This is a genomic window from Paenibacillus sp. FSL M8-0212, from assembly GCF_038004645.1.
Taxonomy (GTDB): Bacteria; Bacillota; Bacilli; order Paenibacillales; family Paenibacillaceae; genus Paenibacillus.
Genome location: NZ_JBBORP010000001.1, coordinates 476,846 through 493,418, shown reverse-complemented (window position 1 = coordinate 493,418; position 16,573 = coordinate 476,846). Strand labels below are relative to the sequence as shown.

Below are 16,573 nucleotides of genomic sequence, written 5' to 3'. Positions count from 1 at the left end.
ACGGTGCGTGATAGAAAGCATTGACCAATTGCTGTCTCATCCCTTGGGGATGGTACTCGGTTTTTTCTCGGTAGCGATTATGGAGCTGCTTGTATTTCTGGCTTGCTTCGAACTGGTGACCAAGTATAAATGCTGGACGGAGATCAAGAAGGGCAATGTGGCCGTTGCGATGGCTACAGGAGGTAAGATCTTCGGGATCTGCAACGTATTGCGGTTCTGCATACAAGCGAAATCTTCGGTATATGAAGCCATGACGTGGTCATTTGTAGGGTTTATCCTTCTGCTCATTGCCTACTTTTTGTTCGAATTCCTGACACCCGTGTTCTCCATTGATAAGGAGATCGAATCGGATAACCGAGCTGTCGGATTGATATCCATGATTATTTCAGTCTCGCTGTCGTTTGTTATTGGCGCGAGCATTATCTAGGGGGACCGGTCATGAAGATATTGATACGGATTCTGTTTGCGGCATCGATCGTGTTTTTTGCCATCGGTGTGATCTATGTAATGAATACATGATTATATGAAAGAGAAAGGTTGATCAATATGGAAACAACAGTATGCCCTTGGTGTCAGACGGAGATTGTATGGGATGAGGAACTCGGTCCTGAAGAAGAGTGTCCTTATTGTCACAATGAGTTAAAAGGATACCGTACACTCAACATTAACATCGATGATGAAGAGAACGATGAAGCTGAGGACGACATCTATGATGTGGACGATGTAACGAACGAGAAACAGACTACGGATCTTTCTGATCTGTGGGGGGATGAAGTCGAACTCAAATTGCCGGAGTTGCGAACGTTAACCAAATATGCGGATGAAGGTAATGACCTCATTCAGTATGAACAAGGTGTCCAGAAGCAACTTGATCATCAGGAAGAAGTGCCGGAGTGCCCGAATTGCCGGGAATTCATGATTCTCGCAGGTACGCAAGCTGCAACGCAGGATAACTTCGTGCCAGTTGCTAACGCAGCTTCAGGCGAAGGGTCACTATTGTCACCACCTTTTAAGGTATTGACCTATGTATGTTCGGGATGTTTCCAAGTTCAATACAGTCTGTCTGAGGAAGATCGTCTGCGTCTGATCAAGAACCTGAGTACGCAGGAATAAACATTTCGGAGATTCTAACCAATTTCATAGCAATCCTGAAGATTCATCATGTTTTCCTCTTGCTTGGGGCACGTTAACCCTGAGACCTACCTGTACACAGTTCACTTCAGGTGGATGAAGGAGGAGCAGATGAAGATTACTTTAGGCCGACAATCCATTCTGCTTTTGGGCGTGAATGGATTGTTTGCGTTAGCCGGAGCGTTGTCGGGAACCTTTTTGAATGTGTTTCTGTGGAAAAGCCGTCCGGATTATGCCATGTTGGGGTGGTTCACCCTCAGTCAGCAACTGGCCATTGGACTGACATTCTGGCTTGCTGGCAAATGGGTCAAGGAACACAATAAAATGAGTGCACTACGATTAGGTACTGCGCTGTCAGGCATATTTTATATGATAGTCCTCTGGGCTGGTTCCAAAGCTGTAGACTGGATATGGCCTCTGGGTATACTACTGGGTTGTTCCCTGGGGCTATTCTGGATTGCATTTAATGTTGTGTATTTTGAAATAACGGATCGGGAAAACAGGGATCTATTCAATGGCTGGGTGGGGTTACTTGGTTCGATGACAGGAATTATAGGTCCATGGTTCTCCGGTCTGATTATTACTCGCATGACAGACAACACAGGATATCGGCTCATCTTCACGGTATCACTCGTTATTTATGTAATCGCGGTAGTTTTTAGTTTTTTTCTGAAAAAAAGAAAGGTGAGCGGTACATACCGCTGGTCGGAACCTTGGATACAGCTATCCAAGCGGGATAGTCCCTGGAGGACCTTAGGCTTGGGTTTATTCGCTCAGGGTGCACGTGAAGGTGTCTTTGCCTTCCTGATTGCACTGCTTGTATATTTGGCCACTGCACAGGAGTACAAATTGGGGCAGTTCTCACTCATCACTTCAGCTGTGGCACTAGTAAGTTATTGGGCAGCTGGGAAATGGTTCAAACCACAGTATAGATCAAAAGGCATGTTCATCGGAGCCCTCATTCTGCTCGCTGTGCTTCTTCCTCTTCTCTGGAAAGTGACCTATGGAACGCTGTTAATCATGGGGATTGGGAGTGCTGTTGCGATGCCGTTATATGTACTACCGATGATATCAGCGGGATTCGACATGATGGGCACAAGTGGCGAAAATGTGGAGAAAAGGGTTGAACTTGTCGTTTTGAGAGAGTTATGCCTGATGCTTGGCAGACTATGTGGGTTGGTCATATTTATTGTGACAGTCTTAAATGCTCCGTCTCTACACATGTTAACCTGGCTTATTATTGTCCTCGGTGCTTCTCCGCTAATTGGATGGATCTTTATGCGCAAGCTATTGAACCGAACGGAAGGACAAGAGCCCTCGGCTTAGCAGGCTTCCCAATATATAGAACAGGGTACAGCGGCGGGAAAGAGAACTTTCCGTGTGCTGTACCCTGTTTGTATTGATTTATTTTGATGTTATACAGGAGATGGTTTACTTGTACGTGTGAGAGAGAACAGATCCATATCAGGGTTTTGTTTGCCAGTAATAGCATCCGCAATTAAGGAAGCAGCAATCATGCTGTATACGGTCCCGTTACCTCCATACCCTTCTACAAAATATGAATGCGGATAATCGGGATGTGTACCAATTAGAGGCAGGCCATCATTCGTATTACCAAACACAGCCCCCCAGGCATAATCGACTTCAAGATCATCTAAAGGGAAGTAGGAACGGACCTCTTCCAGGAGTGTGTCTCCCCGGTGTTTTGACCGTATTTCACGTTGATCCTCTCGAGGTGTTTCTTCATCCAAACCGCCTGCAATGATTCTTCCGTCCGGTGTTGTTCGCATATACAAATATGGACGAGCTGTCTCCCAAATCATGCTGTGTTCAAACCATGCACTAAGATCAGACAACGGTTTGGTAGCAATCGCGTAGGTCGTTTTCAGATAGGCTCCGCGATCCTTTTTGATGTCCTGTGTCTCGTAACCGGCAGCAAATATGACCTTCTTGGCACGGATTTTACCGTTGGCAGTGTGGCAGATTACACCATCTTCATCGTATTCACAGTGTATCATCTCTGTCTGACCATAGATTCGTGCGCCACGCTTATTTGCGGATTCAAACAAGGCATGAACAAAACGATAGGGATTCACTTCTGCATCTCCCATTGTGTACAGTGCAGCGGGTTTGCTGAAGGGGAAATGCTGGCTTATTTTGTCGGCATCCCACAGTTCAGCTTCAAAACCATAACGCTTCAAGGTCTGATATTCTTCCTCCAATAGGGCTACATCATCTTCACTGCTTGCAAAACAAAGACTTGTTCGTGGGATAAACCAAGGGTCTGTATCCAGGCTGTCTGCAATTTGAGCAAGTTGTTTCATGGCTTCACGACAAAGCTCATAAAAACGTACGCCTGTTGCTTCACCAAAAGTGTGGATACATGAGGTTAGTGTCTTGTCATTGGTGTATTGTAAAAGACCTGTATTGGCAGAACTGCTGCCGTGGGCAATGTCTCGCTTATCAATCACAACAGTGTTGACACCTTGTTCCGTGAGTAGTTTAGATGTCAATGCGCCCCCCATGCCCCCACCAATGATGAGGCAGTCACAAGAGATGTCTTCTTGTAGCGCAGAATAATTAAATGTTGAATTGAAAGTGGAGGGCCAGAAAGGTGTGCCATAGACCAGATCCATTAGAAACATCTCCTTTATAATTTAAATTTGTATACTTTTGTGTGACCGGGTTAACAATAATTGCGCATAAACTTTATGCCGAGGAGGCCATCGAAACATGCAGAATCATACTATGCAAGCGCTGAGTCCCAAGGAATTGAACTACATTGCGGACTCGATCACCAATGAAGAACTGCTGATTAAGCAGTGTGCAGCCACAGCTTCCATCACACATAATCCACAAATTCAACAAGCTCTGAATCACTATGTTCGCTCACATGAACAGCATCTGAACACGCTTGTCAATGCACTGCAGCAACATCAGTCTCTTGCACCGGCGCAAGTCAGTAATTGAGACAACTCTAACTGTATAGGAGGAAAACGCATGTATTCTCAATCTTTATCATCTAATGGCGCTTTTATGCAGGAGCAGGATCTGTTGAAGTCGATTCTTGCAGATTTAAGACGAACCTCGCGCGAATATACGACTGCGACAACGGAAGCTTCCTGCCCCATGACACGTCGGATGTTCACAGACCTGACGAACGATACCCTAAGATTACAAGGGGAACTGTTCAATCTGATGCAGCAAAACAACATGTATTCTGTCTCGTCCAAGGCACTTCGTCAGGATGTGGACAAACAAATTCAGTCCGCCCACCAGACCCAACAAAAGTGTCAGCAATTCATTCAGGAAAAGAATACGCAGAACAGTTCATATAGCCAAGCTCCTAATGTGCCTCAGCATCAACCGAATTACGGTAACCCTTATTACATGTAACCTTTGCAAAAGAGGTTTGAAGCACCTATCGTTAAAGGACCATACCACCGCTTGCCTGAATTCAGGGCAGGCGGTCTTTTGTCTATGCATCAACGTCAAATTCATGTAATATAAGTATTAATTCATTTTCAGGAACCTGGATGACGCTGGAGGGAAAACCATGAAAGATTTGAACGATCTGCAATTAAAAGTTCTGGATCTGCTGAAGGAAGACGCGAGAAGGACTCCCGCACTGCTGTCGACGCTGCTGGGGGAGTCGGAAGACAAGATCAAAAACGCCGTGGCACAGCTAGAACAAGACCACGTCATCGTGAAATATGCAACCGTCGTGAACTGGAGCAAAATAGATGATGAAAAAGTAACGGCCCTGATTGAGGTGCAGATCACGCCGGAGCGTGGTCGTGGTTTTGAAGGGATTGCCGAACGCATTTATCTCTATCCGCAAGTGAAGTCCGTATATCTCATGTCCGGTGCATACGATCTGCTCGTTGAAGTAGAAGGTGGCAACCTGCGTGAAGTCGCTAATTTTGTGTCGGAGAAACTGTCTCCGATAGACTCTGTACTGTCAACCAAAACGAATTTTATTCTTAAAAAATATAAGCAGGACGGGATTATCTTTGAAGACCATCAGGAAGACAACCGTCTCATGATCTCGCCGTAAAGGAAGATGTGTCATGATAGTGAATGAACAGACAACCGGGAACAACAAGAAAATGACATCTTATCTGGCACCCCTCGTGCAGCAGATACCTCCATCCGGAATTCGTAAATTTTTTGATCTGGTTGGAGACAATAAGGATATTATCACATTGGGTGTGGGTGAACCTGATTTTGTTACCCCTTGGCATATGCGTGAAGCTTGTGTATACTCGCTGGAAAGAGGTATGACCAGCTACACATCTAACGCAGGTATGCCGAAGTTGAGAGAAGCCATCAGTGAATATCTGGATACTCAGTTTGATACCAAATACGATCCCAAGGATGAGATTATTGTTACCGTGGGTGGCAGTGAAGCGATTGACCTGGCTTTGCGCGCATTAATCGTACCTGGCGACGAGATTCTCATTCCTGAACCTTCGTACGTGGCGTATTCACCAATCGCTTCAATCGGTGGCGGTATACCAGTTGGTGTTGAAACCTACGCGAAAGATCAGTTCAAGTTAACGGCCGAAGCACTTGAAGCTGGTATCACACCGAAGTCGAAAGTGGTTATTCTGTGTTATCCGAGTAATCCGACTGGAGCCATCATGACGTATGAAGAGTGGCTGCCTATTGCTGAAGTGATTAAAAAGCATGATCTGATTGTGATCGCGGATGAAATTTACGCTGAATTGACGTATACGCAAAAACATGTTAGTTTTGCAGCTATCCCTGACATGAAGGAGCGGACTATTCTCGTAAGCGGATTTTCAAAGGCTTTTGCAATGACAGGTTGGCGGATCGGTTACATGTGTGGTCATCCTGAGCTTATTGCAGCCATGCTCAAAATCCATCAGTATACGGTAATGTGTGCGCCGGCCATGGGTCAGGTTGCTGCACTTGAGGCGTTGACAAATGGTTTGGGTGAGAAAGATCGGATGGTAGAATCATATAATCAGCGTAGACGTTTAATTGTGCAGGGATTCAGAGATATTGGACTCGATTGTCATGAACCTCAGGGAGCATTCTATGCATTCCCGAGCATTCAAAAGACGGGTATGAGTTCCGACCTGTTTGCTGAGCGATTGTTAACGGAGAATAAAGTGGCTGCTGTTCCGGGCAATGTTTTTGGCCCTCAGGGTGAAGGCTTCTTGCGTTGTTCCTATGCTACTTCCGTAACCCAATTAAATGAAGCTTTGGAACGAATCGGAAACTTTGTTTACAAACTTCAAAAAGAGGGTTAATTTAAAGTAGAATCTTTTTACAAATGTGATATTGTTATCATTGGAAAAAAATAACTTTCTTTTACAAAATAATGTGATATAATTTCAATTTGAAATAAGTTTTCATAAATTTGGAAACCATTTTTCCAAGGAGGGGTTAGCTTTGTTTTGTGTTGAATATGATTTACCGACGAATCGTGGGCACTATCTGGCAGAAGGCGATCATGGCGACCGATGGTCGGTGAAACCCGATAACGCATCTTTGCATGACATTTCCTTGGAAGATGAAATTCATATGCTTCGTCGCAAGATGGAACAGATCTTCCTCGAAGAGAAATCATTCACATCCGATATTGTAATTGAAATCAGCAGTCTGCTTGATTTAAAGATTAATGAATATATGAAGGCTAACCCGATTAAAGCAAAATAACGTTTATGCTGGAGCGAAACGTTTCATTAATCGAATTAGAAAGGGAGACCTGAGAGGGTCTTCTTTTTTTGTATGTAAAGGCAGGGTGATCCCCCGATAAGTCAGGTTATTTTTTTGCGTGGAACAATTGTGATATATTGGACATAGGAGACTAAAGGGGGAACTGGAATGAAGAGATTTTGGGGGCTTACTGCAATCATTTCTATCGTTTTTCTGCTTGCTGGTTGTGGAGGTAAAGATGGTTTTTCCATATTCATCATTGATAACCAAGGAAATCCATCTGTAATCTCAGAGCAGTTACAGGCCAATCTGCAACAGAAACTGGGTGAGGAACCCAAGGTGGAAGTGATTACCAGTGCAATGTATGATGTTCAGAAAATTATGGTAGAATATGCGGCTGGAGGACATGATATCTTCATTTTGCCTGAGTCTGACATGAAACAATACGGAAGTAATGGCTCCAATGTTCCGCTGGATGATACTTTTGATCCCAAGAAGTTTGAACGGGGTGTATTTGAGGGGGGAGTATTGGTAGAGAAGGGTGAAGGAGATGGAGGTTCAGATCTCAAGCAAGAAACACATCTTTACGGCATTCCACTCGAAGATATGAAAATGTTTAAAGATGTAGAATATGCTGCGAGCAATTTGTTCGCCACCATTCCAGTGTCATCTTCCAATGTCGAAGAATCCAAAAAAGTGCTGAAGGCGCTGACAGAGTAAAGAAAATTCAGAATGGCTATGGAAGGAGGGAAGCGGATTGCTGATTACGGTCACAGGCGGCATAGGTAGTGGTAAAACCCGGTTTGCCCTCAAGTACGCAGCCGGGATTAGCCGGGAGGGTGTATATTTATCCACTGGTGATCATGATCCCGTTATTCCCGAATTGCCATCCGCTCATTATCGTGCCATTCATGCCGGGAACGGTCAGCATCTGACAGAGGTGATCACCCAGATTAATCGGGAATCCAATCTGTTTTTGGCGGATCAGCGAATTGTAATTGTAGACAGTCTGACCTCCTGGATGGCTGCCGGTTTCAGGGCAACAGAGGATCTGGATCATCAGCGTTCAGAGACACAGCTTTTGCTTGATGCTTTATTGTCTTATCAGGGGAAGTTGCTTGTGATTACCAATGAAATGCATGGCACATTGCATCCTACCGAGGAAGAACGAATATTTACAGCGAGAATGGCTTCGGTTAATCGGATGCTGCAGATACATGCTGAAAAGATGTACTTGCTGGTATCTGGTCTGGCTATCGATCTGAAGAGTCAGGGCATGCGAAATGAAGATGAACGATAGCGAGATGACATAAACGGGTGACATAAAGAAGCCTCCTTAACCACGAATTGGTGGCGAGGAGGCTTTATTTATTAAGTTATCCTTTTTATTTCTGCTTTTTGCTACGTCTGATCCACCAGATGATACATCCGATGACAATGATGGCCAGAATGACGTACACTACAATGGAATAGACGTCCATAAAGTGCAAAATGCTCTCCCATGATGCGCCAAGCGCAGCACCAACGCAGACCAGAATGACATTCCAGATCAATGTACCAATGGTTGTAAAGAGAAGGAATAAACCAAATTTCATATTGGACATGCCTGCGGGAATGGAGATAAGACTACGGACGAGGGGAACCATTCGGCAGAATAATACGGTCCACATGCCATATTTGTCAAACCATGCATCGACACGGTGAATATCCTCTTTTTTGATGCGCAGAACATGTCCCCAGCGTTCCACAATTTTCTCAAGGCGTTCGACGTCAATGAGTAGACCAATACCATACAGGAGAACAGCACCAAGGACGGAGCCAATGGTTGCGGCGATAATAACTCCTGGAAGAGTGAGACTGGTATAGGTGGTCATGAATCCGCCAAACGGCAGAATGATTTCGGATGGAATCGGGGGAAATACGTTCTCAAGAGCAATAATGAGTGCAATGCCTATGTAGCCGTATTGTTCCATGAAATCGGTTATCCAGTTTTGCATAATCGTCTCCTTTACTTTTGGTTTCCTTCGATTTGTCGTATACTCGGCAGAGCACACCAATTCTTATATACGTGTAAAGCGATAGACGGGTTTCTGAAAAAATGGCATTCCCGTATTCATTATTATATTACCAATTGGAGGGATAACGATGGGCATATATACACGAACAGGTGACGAAGGACAGACTTCGGTCATCGGTGGACGCGTCATCAAGGATGATGACCGAGTTGAGGCTTATGGCACGATTGATGAATTGAACTGTTTTGTAGGCCAGGCGATCAGCCTTATTGACTCTGCTCAAGGGGAATTTGAAGATCTGCGTGAACATCTGCTGGAAGTTCAGCAGGAACTGTTTGATTGCGGGTCGGATCTGGCCTTCGTGAAGATTAGTGAGACCAAATATAAGGTTAGAGATGAAATGGTCACACGTCTGGAACAATGGATTGACCAGTATGATGCAGAGAATCCAAAAGTGGAACGGTTCATTATTCCTGGTGGCAGTCAGCTGTCTTCTGCTCTTCATGTGTGCCGTACTGTATGTCGTCGCGCAGAGCGTCGCACGGTAACACTCGGACAACATACGGACATTAACCCGTCTGTACGACGTTACTTAAACCGACTGTCTGATTACTTCTTCGTGGTTGCACGGACAGCCAATGCGAGACAACAGGTGGCGGATATTGAATATGTGCGGAGCAAAAAAGTCTTCCGCCGCAAAGAATGAGCCTATACTACTCGCCGATTGTTTACACGGTGACCGAACAAGAAGATGGCTGGCTGCTGAAGACCGTGCTTCAGCGGCGGCTGCTGGTGTCGCGTAAGCTTTTGTCCAAAATCAAGCTGACGGAGCAAGGTGTCATGCTAAATGGAGAGCGTGTATACATTAGCGTCAAGGTAGCTGCGGGTGATGTCGTAGAAGTTCGGATGGAGCAAGAGGAATCGGATGATATTTTACCTGAACCTATTCCCTTTACCGTTCTGTATGAAGATGAGCACTTGCTTATTGTCAACAAGGATGCGGGCATCATCGTTCATCCAACACATGGACATTACACAGGTACTTTGGCAAATGGAGTCGTTCATTACTGGAAATCCAATGGCGAACGTTTCCGGTTCAGACCGATCCATCGACTTGATCAGGAAACGTCAGGTGTACTGGCCATAGCCAAGAACCCTTATGTGCATCAGCATGTGTCTGAACAAATGATCGCGGGAACAGTGGATAAGAAATATATTGCCCTTGTACACGGCAGCCCTGTCCCGGAACAAGGCGCAGTGGATGGCCCGATTGATCGTGATCCTGAAGAGCCACACCGCCGAATCGTAACACCTGATGGTTACGCTGCAAGAACGCTGTACACAACCTTAACACATTGGGCAGAAGGTAGCGCCAGTGCGATAAGTCTCAAGCTGGAAAGTGGCAGAACCCATCAGATCAGGGTACATATGACGTCCATCGGCTGTCCATTAATTGGTGATCGCATGTACAAGACACTACCTGTGCACGAGATCGATGAGCAAACCATGGCTGTTCGTGAGGAACGGGATACCTGGATCGAACGGCAGGCATTACACGCTTGTGAATTGACGTTCGAACACCCAATTCTACAGGAACGCATAACGTTCCAAGCTCCTTTTCCAGCAGATATGGCCGCGTTGGAGCAGCGTTTGAATGATGAGGCAGCTCCCAGAGAAGAACTGTAGGAAGCTGCGACGGGGCTCTTGGTTCTGCACCCTATGTCGCATTCTCTTGCACGGCCCGTCCTGCTTGGGAGCAACAATGATTGGCTATTCCATGTGAAGGGGGCTTAATGCACCCGAACAACATGCCGTAGGCTAATCTTACGGTTTCATGGTTTAATGTATTGATGTTTACCAATTTCATGTTAAATATTTCAAGAATTCAAATCTCAAAAGCTTTTAAGGATATAAAAGCTGTAAGATTTTGACCCAAAAAATATAGCGAATGTGTGTTTTGATCTCATTCGCAAAAGTCAGTAAAATTACATGGCGATGGTATCGATTTGGAGCGACTTTTGGATTTGCGAAGCAAACCAAGGGAAGCGAGAAGTCGATACCGGAGCATTTGGAGGAACACAAATCAATGAGTAACTTAAAAGTATATCAATATACCAAATGCGGCACATGCCGCAAAGCTGTAAAATGGCTTGAAGCTCAAGGACATGAGCTGGAGTTAATCCCTATTTTTGACTCACCGCCGTCAGAATCTGAACTAACAGAACTCATCCAAAAGAGTGGACTGGAAGTGAAAAAGTTCTTTAATACGAGTGGGGAAGTGTACAAAGAACAACAACTGAAGGACAAACTTCCGGGAATGTCAGCTGATGAACAGATTCGTTTATTGGCTTCCAATGGTCGTCTGATCAAACGTCCGATCGTTACGGATGGAGAAAAGGTGACGGTTGGATTCAAGGAAGAAACGTACGAGCAGGAATGGAATAACGCGTAAACGCGCTGAATATCAGCCTTGAATTGTTCAAAATTCAGGGCTTTTTTGGCTGATCGATGGTTGGCGGAACTATGCTATAATGATAGAATTAGTTCGATATTTTATTTGCTATAGAAATTGAACTAAACATTTACACGAAAATGGAGAGGACAGAAATAACCTGAAGAAGCGGAGCGTTCGCCTAAAAGCTTTCTGAAAGAAAGCTACTTCGGAAGCATATGCTATCCCCGGATTTTCCCTTTTGGAAAAGGGTATCAAAAAATCTGGGGATAACAGCGATCAGAAGGTTGTTCTGTCATCGGAATGGTAAGTGTAAATATACTTTAGTTTAATTTCTATAGAATCAGGACAGGAGAGAACAAATTCAAGTGAATCAACGTAATGAACCTACTTTGTTGCTGGTAGACGGTATGGCGGTGTTGTTCCGTGCTTTTTATGCGACATCTGCAAGCGGATATATCAGACGTACAAAGGCAGGATTGCCTACCAACGCAGTCTACGGATTTATCCGTTATTTCTGGGATGCGGTTCAGACTTTTGGGCCAAGTCATGTCGTATGTTGTTGGGATATGGGCGGTAAGACGTTCCGCGGTGAAGAATATGCAGCCTACAAAGGCAACCGGGCCGAAGCTCCGGATGACCTGATTCCCCAGTTTGCCCTGATTCGTGAAGTCATGGATAGCCTGGGTATTCCCAATATAGGTGCACAAGGATTCGAAGCCGACGATTGTATCGGGACGCTTGCGAAGTATTATACCGAAGAGACCGATATGAATGTTATGGTGCTGACTGGTGACCACGACATGTTGCAACTGATCAATGACCGCACGAGTATCATTATTATGAAAAAAGGCCATGGCAACTACATGGTGTACAACCCTGAAACGCTCATGGCAGAGAAACAACTGACACCTCGTCAAGTGATTGACATGAAGGGTCTGATGGGAGATGCCAGTGACAATTATCCCGGAGTACGGGGAATTGGTGAGAAAACAGCGTTGAAGCTTGTACAGGAATACGGCTCCATTGAAGGGATTTTGAGCAACATGGATAAACTGACCCCTTCGGTGCGTAACAAGATTGAGAATGATCTGGACATGCTTCATCTGTCCCGCAAACTGGCAGAGATTCATTGTGCTGTTCCGGTTGCCTGTGCGCTGGATATCTGTGAATTGCGTCTTGATCCGGATATGGTGATGGACAAGTTTGAACAACTTGAGATGAAGAGCCTTGGCTCTTGGATGGGAGTGGCAATAGGGTGAGCAACAAGCAGAACGTACGAACAGGCAAAAAGTGGTGGACAGGGGCTATGGCCCTCGTCCTGGCCTTGCCCGTAATTCTTTCGGGAGCAGTAAGTGCGCCACAGACAGTGGATGCCAAAGCAGCAATTAGTACCAAAGTACAGAAAGTAAAAGCAGCAGGACGTAATTTTACCGTGCAGACCGTTTCGATTCCAAAGGGAACACCGGTTACCGTGGGACTCGCGAAGAAGCAAGTTGGCCAGACGGCAACATTGCCATCGATTGTGAAAGCCTATGGTGCACAAGCAGCCATTAACGGAGCATTTTTTGAAGCATATAACGGAGCACCAGATCCATACGGTATGTTAATAGCAAATGGTAAGGTCATACATATTGGAAGATACGGAACATCAATTGGATTTAAGGAAGACGGCTCGGCGATCATGGATTCACTTCAGGTGAGTTTGACAGGTAAAGTAACGGATACAAAAGGTAAATCACGGAGTTGGTATGCAACCTTTATTAATCGAACACCTTCAGCGAACGCGAGCATAACAATGCTGTATACGCCTGAACGAGGTGCCACAGTCGGGTTCAAAGGTGGCACCGCGGTTGTCATGGAGAAAGGTATTGTGACCAAAAAAGTGCCCAATACAAATGTAGCGATTCCTAAGAATGGCTCGGTATTGGTCTTCACAGGTAATCAGAAGTCTTCTTCGGATCGTTTCACCGTTGGTTCGACCGTAGAAATGAATTATAAGTATACGAACGCAGCAGGCAAAGAGATCCCTTGGCAAGATGTAGTGACTGCTGTTGGGGCAGGACCACGTCTGGTGAAAGACGGCAAGGTAGCTGTAAATCCGACGAGCGAAGGTTTCAAGGATGCCAAGATTCTTAATGCTTCCGGAGCCAGAAGTGGTATTGCAATCATGGCGGACGGTTCTGTTATGCTGGCTACCGTTTCCGGAGCAACAATCAAGGAGTGGGCAGCGGTGATGCAGAAGCTTGGTGCCAAACAGGCAATGAATCTGGATGGCGGTGCTTCCTCGGGTATGTATGCCGGGGGCAAAATGCTGACTTCTCCAGGTAGGCTTTTGAGTAATACACTCGTATTTGGCGGCTCTGTGCGTTAAAAGAAAGTGATTATGGGAGGTATGACGCAAATGACACTCACATCTGATCGAAAGTCAGGGGAGGGCAATACAGCTGTTCTGGCCATTAATGTAGGCCTGCCGCAGCCGCTCCCTGGGCAGAAGCGTGAAGTGCTGAGCGGCATTGTGAAACATCCTGTATCCGACGTGGTTTTCCTGTCATTCACTGGAATGACAGGGGACGCGCAGGCGGATCTGGTGCATCATGGCGGCCCTGACAAAGCCGTTTGTGTATACGATTACAGTCGTTATCCGGCGCTGGAACAACTGATGAATCGCAAGTTGGATTGGGGAGCTTGTGGAGAAAATCTGACGGTTGAAGGCTGTGCCGAAGAAGACGTACGGATTGGTGATGTGTACGAGTTGGGCGAAGCCACAGTGCAGGTCAGTCAGCCCAGACAACCTTGCTTCAAGCTGGGTGCGAGGTATGACTATAAGGAGCTGCCTGTTTATTTTCAGGAGAGTGGATATACCGGCTTTTACTTTCGTGTACTGCAAGAAGGTGAGGTAGGGCCTTCATCGATATTTCGACGGATCAGCACCGATCCAACATCAATGACGGTTCTTGAAGCCAATCGAATTATGCATCAGGGGAAAGAAAATGTCGATGGTATCCAGGCGTTGCTGGCCATTCCTGCGCTGTCAGACAGCTGGAGGCAAACGTTAATGAAACGATTGTCCAAGCTGGAGAACAAGTAGCAGGGTAATTATAGTGTCATCAAGTAAAATAATCCGAATTCCTTTTTTAAACTAACTTGGGAGTGTGACTAACATGACGATCTTAGGCGCAATTGAAGCAGGCGGAACCAAATTTGTATGTGGTATTGGCACAGAAAACGGAGAAGTTCTGGAACGCGTAAGTTTTCCAACAACAACACCGGAAGAGACCATGGCTCAAGTGATTTCATTTTTTGAAGGCAAAGGCATTGAAGCTCTGGGTGTAGGTTCATTTGGTCCGATTGATCCGATTGAAGGAAGCCCAACATATGGTTATATCACAACAACACCAAAACCACATTGGGGACAGTATAACGTGATTGGCAAGCTCAAGGAGCATTTTGATGTGCCGATGACATTTGATACCGATGTGAATGGTGCGGCACTTGGAGAAGCAACCTGGGGCGCTGCACAAGGTCTTGAGAGCTGTCTGTACATCACTGTGGGTACAGGTATTGGTGCAGGTGCTGTGGTTGGCGGTAAAATGGTCCATGGATTGTCACATCCAGAGATGGGACATATCATTGTACGCAGACATCCGGAGGATACATACGAGGGTTTCTGTCCGTATCATGGTGACTGCCTCGAAGGCCTTGCAGCAGGACCGGCCATTAACAAACGTTGGGAGCAACCGGCTTATGAACTGCCGGCAGATCATAAAGCTTGGGAGATCGAAGCACATTACCTGGCACATGCACTGATGAACTATGTTCTGATTCTCTCTCCGCAGAAAATCGTCATGGGTGGCGGAGTAATGAAGCAGGAGCATCTCTTCCCGATGGTGCGTAGCAAACTGCAGGAGTTGCTGGCTGGATACGTTCAGCATCCTGCACTTCAATCCGACATTGACCAGTATGTTGTTTCACCAGGACTTGGCGACAATGCGGGACTATGTGGTTCGCTCGCGCTTGCCAAATTGGCATTGAATAAGTAGTTCATTTAGGGATTGACGAATTTTACCATTGTGGTATGATATGGGCAACAGCATAGTACGATTAATGAGGAAGCACCTCTCTTGCATGGATTTTGCAGGAGAGGTGTTTTTTGTGCTGCCTGCAGGTAGCGTAACTAACCCGTATAGGCTGAAATGTTAAAGGGAGGGAACGGAAAATGGAAGTCATTTTCATGAACAGATTGTCCAGAATGTCAGATCAGAATGCAGAGTATGCACAGCTATGGATTGGGGAAGAGGAAGATAGTTGGCAGCTGGGATGGAGTCGCTACGAGGAAGGAGAGCGTGAGGACAGCATTTGGTATGAAGGGACTTCTTGGGAGGAGCTGCTTCATATTTACCGTCATCAGCTTGCCATACAGATGAGTGAGGGGTACCGACCGCAGTTGCAGGGGTTATTTCATGAGAATGATGATCTGAAATCACGCAGTTATGGTGGACAGCGGCTCCATTGTTACAGTGAGTTATACGGCAATGAGCAATTATATACGGATCTGTGCACATGGCGCAGGAAGAGAGCTGTGTCTGACCGGAAGGCACCGTATTTTATTGCAACGAATCGTCTGCTGCGTTTGATCAGTGCCTTTGTTCCGCAATCGCTGGATGAACTGATGCAACTGCCGGGCGTAGGAGAGAGCAAAGCAACTGAGTATGGTACGGAATGGATGGAGATTACAAACGGGTTGGAACGTTCAACGACATTCCCGCTGGACTGGGTATACACGGCGCTGAAGGAAGTAGAGTATGAGAGTTGGTTATACAAACAGAGAGAGCAGAAGTACAAGCAGGAACTTGATAAGTTCACCACACGCAAGCAGGTGCTTGAAGGCATGAAGGAAGGGTATACGTTAGAGGAGATTGTTAATCGATCCGGATTATCCCGACGCGAGTTGGTTGAGCTGTTAGAGGCACTGGATCATGAAGGTTATGACACCGATTGTCTTCTTGATGTGGAGCTGGCAGTGATGCCAGAGAACGAACAAGAGGCCGTATGGAGTGCGTATGAGGAGCTGGGAGATACGTTCCTGAAGCCAGTATTACATAAGGTGTATGGAGGAGAGAAACCCGATGGAGGGAGTCTGGAGCAGGTCTATGAAAGACTGCGCATGATTCGAATCCGCTTTCGTCGGCACGCAGAGACAGAGAAGCAAGTTGGTTAATGATTAGAAATGAAAAAAAGACGAGGCGTTTCTCCAAGAGGAGCGCTTCGTCTTTGTTATTTCATA

General features: G+C 45.9%; 20 protein-coding genes. 18 read left to right on the top strand and 2 right to left on the bottom strand.

The features are described from left to right. Nucleotides 1–7: 7 nt before the first annotated feature. The 3 genes from MKX68_RS02150 to MKX68_RS02140 all read left to right on the top strand — a co-directional run bounded on the left by MKX68_RS02150 (nucleotide 8) and on the right by MKX68_RS02140 (nucleotide 2,457). The gene (locus MKX68_RS02150; protein ID WP_036610109.1) at nucleotides 8–427 is read left to right on the top strand and encodes a DUF350 domain-containing protein; all 420 of its coding nucleotides are present in this window, start codon (nucleotides 8–10) and stop codon (nucleotides 425–427) included. Nucleotides 428–546: 119 nt separating this feature from the next. After that, complete coding sequence (locus MKX68_RS02145) at nucleotides 547–1,113, top strand: hypothetical protein (protein ID WP_338592927.1); 567 nt, start codon at nucleotides 547–549, stop codon at nucleotides 1,111–1,113. Nucleotides 1,114–1,242: 129 nt separating this feature from the next. Beyond that, complete coding sequence (locus MKX68_RS02140) at nucleotides 1,243–2,457, top strand: MFS transporter (RefSeq protein WP_340908716.1); 1,215 nt, start codon at nucleotides 1,243–1,245, stop codon at nucleotides 2,455–2,457. A gap of 89 nt (nucleotides 2,458–2,546) precedes the next feature. Here MKX68_RS02140 and MKX68_RS02135 read toward each other — a convergent pair whose 3' ends face one another. Then, on the bottom strand, nucleotides 2,547–3,767 hold the full coding sequence (locus MKX68_RS02135; protein WP_339784957.1) for an NAD(P)/FAD-dependent oxidoreductase: 1,221 nt from the start codon (nucleotides 3,765–3,767) through the stop codon (nucleotides 2,547–2,549). Between the two features lie 97 nt (nucleotides 3,768–3,864). Here MKX68_RS02135 and MKX68_RS02130 point away from each other — a divergent pair, with 97 nt between their 5' ends. The 7 genes from MKX68_RS02130 to MKX68_RS02100 all read left to right on the top strand — a co-directional run bounded on the left by MKX68_RS02130 (nucleotide 3,865) and on the right by MKX68_RS02100 (nucleotide 8,119). Then, complete coding sequence (locus tag MKX68_RS02130; RefSeq protein ID WP_036610100.1) at nucleotides 3,865–4,101, top strand: hypothetical protein; 237 nt, start codon at nucleotides 3,865–3,867, stop codon at nucleotides 4,099–4,101. Between the two features lie 30 nt (nucleotides 4,102–4,131). Further along, nucleotides 4,132–4,527, top strand: coding sequence for a spore coat protein (locus tag MKX68_RS02125; RefSeq protein WP_062833450.1), 396 nt, complete (start codon nucleotides 4,132–4,134; stop codon nucleotides 4,525–4,527). A gap of 160 nt (nucleotides 4,528–4,687) precedes the next feature. Further along, nucleotides 4,688–5,188, top strand: a complete 501-nt coding sequence (locus MKX68_RS02120) for an Lrp/AsnC family transcriptional regulator (RefSeq protein WP_024628343.1) — start codon at nucleotides 4,688–4,690, stop codon at nucleotides 5,186–5,188. Between the two features lie 13 nt (nucleotides 5,189–5,201). Further along, a complete protein-coding gene (locus MKX68_RS02115) occupies nucleotides 5,202–6,410 on the top strand; it encodes an aminotransferase class I/II-fold pyridoxal phosphate-dependent enzyme (protein ID WP_036610094.1) in 1,209 nt (402 codons plus the stop codon). 187 nt (nucleotides 6,411–6,597) lie between these two features. Then, the gene (locus tag MKX68_RS02110; RefSeq protein ID WP_179198508.1) at nucleotides 6,598–6,819 is read left to right on the top strand and encodes an aspartyl-phosphate phosphatase Spo0E family protein; all 222 of its coding nucleotides are present in this window, start codon (nucleotides 6,598–6,600) and stop codon (nucleotides 6,817–6,819) included. 168 nt (nucleotides 6,820–6,987) lie between these two features. Beyond that, complete coding sequence (locus MKX68_RS02105) at nucleotides 6,988–7,539, top strand: hypothetical protein (protein WP_338592944.1); 552 nt, start codon at nucleotides 6,988–6,990, stop codon at nucleotides 7,537–7,539. Nucleotides 7,540–7,576: 37 nt separating this feature from the next. Continuing rightward, nucleotides 7,577–8,119 (top strand): bifunctional adenosylcobinamide kinase/adenosylcobinamide-phosphate guanylyltransferase, encoded by a 543-nt coding sequence (locus MKX68_RS02100; protein ID WP_017689625.1) that lies wholly within the window; start codon nucleotides 7,577–7,579, stop codon nucleotides 8,117–8,119. An 85-nt stretch (nucleotides 8,120–8,204) separates the two neighbouring features. Here the strand turns inward: MKX68_RS02100 and MKX68_RS02095 are convergent, their stop codons facing one another. After that, on the bottom strand, nucleotides 8,205–8,816 hold the full coding sequence (locus tag MKX68_RS02095) for a DedA family protein (RefSeq protein WP_091014720.1): 612 nt from the start codon (nucleotides 8,814–8,816) through the stop codon (nucleotides 8,205–8,207). Nucleotides 8,817–8,964: 148 nt separating this feature from the next. Between MKX68_RS02095 and MKX68_RS02090 the strand changes: the two genes are divergently transcribed. From MKX68_RS02090 to MKX68_RS02055, 8 genes are all read left to right on the top strand, one after another. Next, nucleotides 8,965–9,540: a cob(I)yrinic acid a,c-diamide adenosyltransferase gene (locus tag MKX68_RS02090; RefSeq protein WP_036610088.1), complete on the top strand. Its 576-nt coding sequence runs from the start codon at nucleotides 8,965–8,967 to the stop codon at nucleotides 9,538–9,540. Further along, on the top strand, nucleotides 9,537–10,520 hold the full coding sequence (locus MKX68_RS02085) for an RluA family pseudouridine synthase (protein ID WP_340908707.1): 984 nt from the start codon (nucleotides 9,537–9,539) through the stop codon (nucleotides 10,518–10,520). Before MKX68_RS02090 ends, MKX68_RS02085 begins: the two co-directional genes overlap by 4 nt. Nucleotides 10,521–10,920: 400 nt before the next feature. After that, on the top strand, nucleotides 10,921–11,286 hold the full coding sequence (locus MKX68_RS02080) for an arsenate reductase family protein (protein ID WP_340908704.1): 366 nt from the start codon (nucleotides 10,921–10,923) through the stop codon (nucleotides 11,284–11,286). A gap of 368 nt (nucleotides 11,287–11,654) precedes the next feature. Further along, nucleotides 11,655–12,548 (top strand): 5'-3' exonuclease, encoded by an 894-nt coding sequence (locus MKX68_RS02075; protein WP_017689620.1) that lies wholly within the window; start codon nucleotides 11,655–11,657, stop codon nucleotides 12,546–12,548. Beyond that, a complete protein-coding gene (locus tag MKX68_RS02070; RefSeq protein WP_133384130.1) occupies nucleotides 12,545–13,660 on the top strand; it encodes a phosphodiester glycosidase family protein in 1,116 nt (371 codons plus the stop codon). Before MKX68_RS02075 ends, MKX68_RS02070 begins: the two co-directional genes overlap by 4 nt. 30 nt (nucleotides 13,661–13,690) lie before the next feature. After that, a complete protein-coding gene (locus MKX68_RS02065) occupies nucleotides 13,691–14,377 on the top strand; it encodes an MOSC domain-containing protein (protein WP_340908701.1) in 687 nt (228 codons plus the stop codon). Nucleotides 14,378–14,450: 73 nt separating this feature from the next. Further along, nucleotides 14,451–15,329 carry an ROK family protein gene (locus tag MKX68_RS02060; protein ID WP_047842269.1) on the top strand — a complete coding sequence of 293 codons (879 nt, stop codon included), beginning with the start codon at nucleotides 14,451–14,453 and terminating at the stop codon, nucleotides 15,327–15,329. 176 nt (nucleotides 15,330–15,505) lie between these two features. Further along, nucleotides 15,506–16,507, top strand: a complete 1,002-nt coding sequence (locus tag MKX68_RS02055; RefSeq protein ID WP_340908699.1) for an HRDC domain-containing protein — start codon at nucleotides 15,506–15,508, stop codon at nucleotides 16,505–16,507. Nucleotides 16,508–16,573: the final 66 nt, after the last annotated feature.

Coding starts and splice junctions, on each gene's coding strand:
- MKX68_RS02145 (WP_338592927.1), top strand. CDS start 547: ATGGAAACAACAGTATGCCCTTGGTGTCAGACGGAGATTGTATGGGAT.
- MKX68_RS02065 (WP_340908701.1), top strand. CDS start 13,691: ATGACACTCACATCTGATCGAAAGTCAGGGGAGGGCAATACAGCTGTT.
- MKX68_RS02130 (WP_036610100.1), top strand. CDS start 3,865: ATGCAGAATCATACTATGCAAGCGCTGAGTCCCAAGGAATTGAACTAC.
- MKX68_RS02140 (WP_340908716.1), top strand. CDS start 1,243: ATGAAGATTACTTTAGGCCGACAATCCATTCTGCTTTTGGGCGTGAAT.
- MKX68_RS02095 (WP_091014720.1), bottom strand. CDS start 8,816: ATGCAAAACTGGATAACCGATTTCATGGAACAATACGGCTACATAGGC.
- MKX68_RS02080 (WP_340908704.1), top strand. CDS start 10,921: ATGAGTAACTTAAAAGTATATCAATATACCAAATGCGGCACATGCCGC.
- MKX68_RS02120 (WP_024628343.1), top strand. CDS start 4,688: ATGAAAGATTTGAACGATCTGCAATTAAAAGTTCTGGATCTGCTGAAG.
- MKX68_RS02085 (WP_340908707.1), top strand. CDS start 9,537: ATGAGCCTATACTACTCGCCGATTGTTTACACGGTGACCGAACAAGAA.
- MKX68_RS02135 (WP_339784957.1), bottom strand. CDS start 3,767: ATGGATCTGGTCTATGGCACACCTTTCTGGCCCTCCACTTTCAATTCA.
- MKX68_RS02060 (WP_047842269.1), top strand. CDS start 14,451: ATGACGATCTTAGGCGCAATTGAAGCAGGCGGAACCAAATTTGTATGT.
- MKX68_RS02090 (WP_036610088.1), top strand. CDS start 8,965: ATGGGCATATATACACGAACAGGTGACGAAGGACAGACTTCGGTCATC.
- MKX68_RS02125 (WP_062833450.1), top strand. CDS start 4,132: ATGTATTCTCAATCTTTATCATCTAATGGCGCTTTTATGCAGGAGCAG.
- MKX68_RS02055 (WP_340908699.1), top strand. CDS start 15,506: ATGGAAGTCATTTTCATGAACAGATTGTCCAGAATGTCAGATCAGAAT.
- MKX68_RS02105 (WP_338592944.1), top strand. CDS start 6,988: ATGAAGAGATTTTGGGGGCTTACTGCAATCATTTCTATCGTTTTTCTG.
- MKX68_RS02115 (WP_036610094.1), top strand. CDS start 5,202: ATGATAGTGAATGAACAGACAACCGGGAACAACAAGAAAATGACATCT.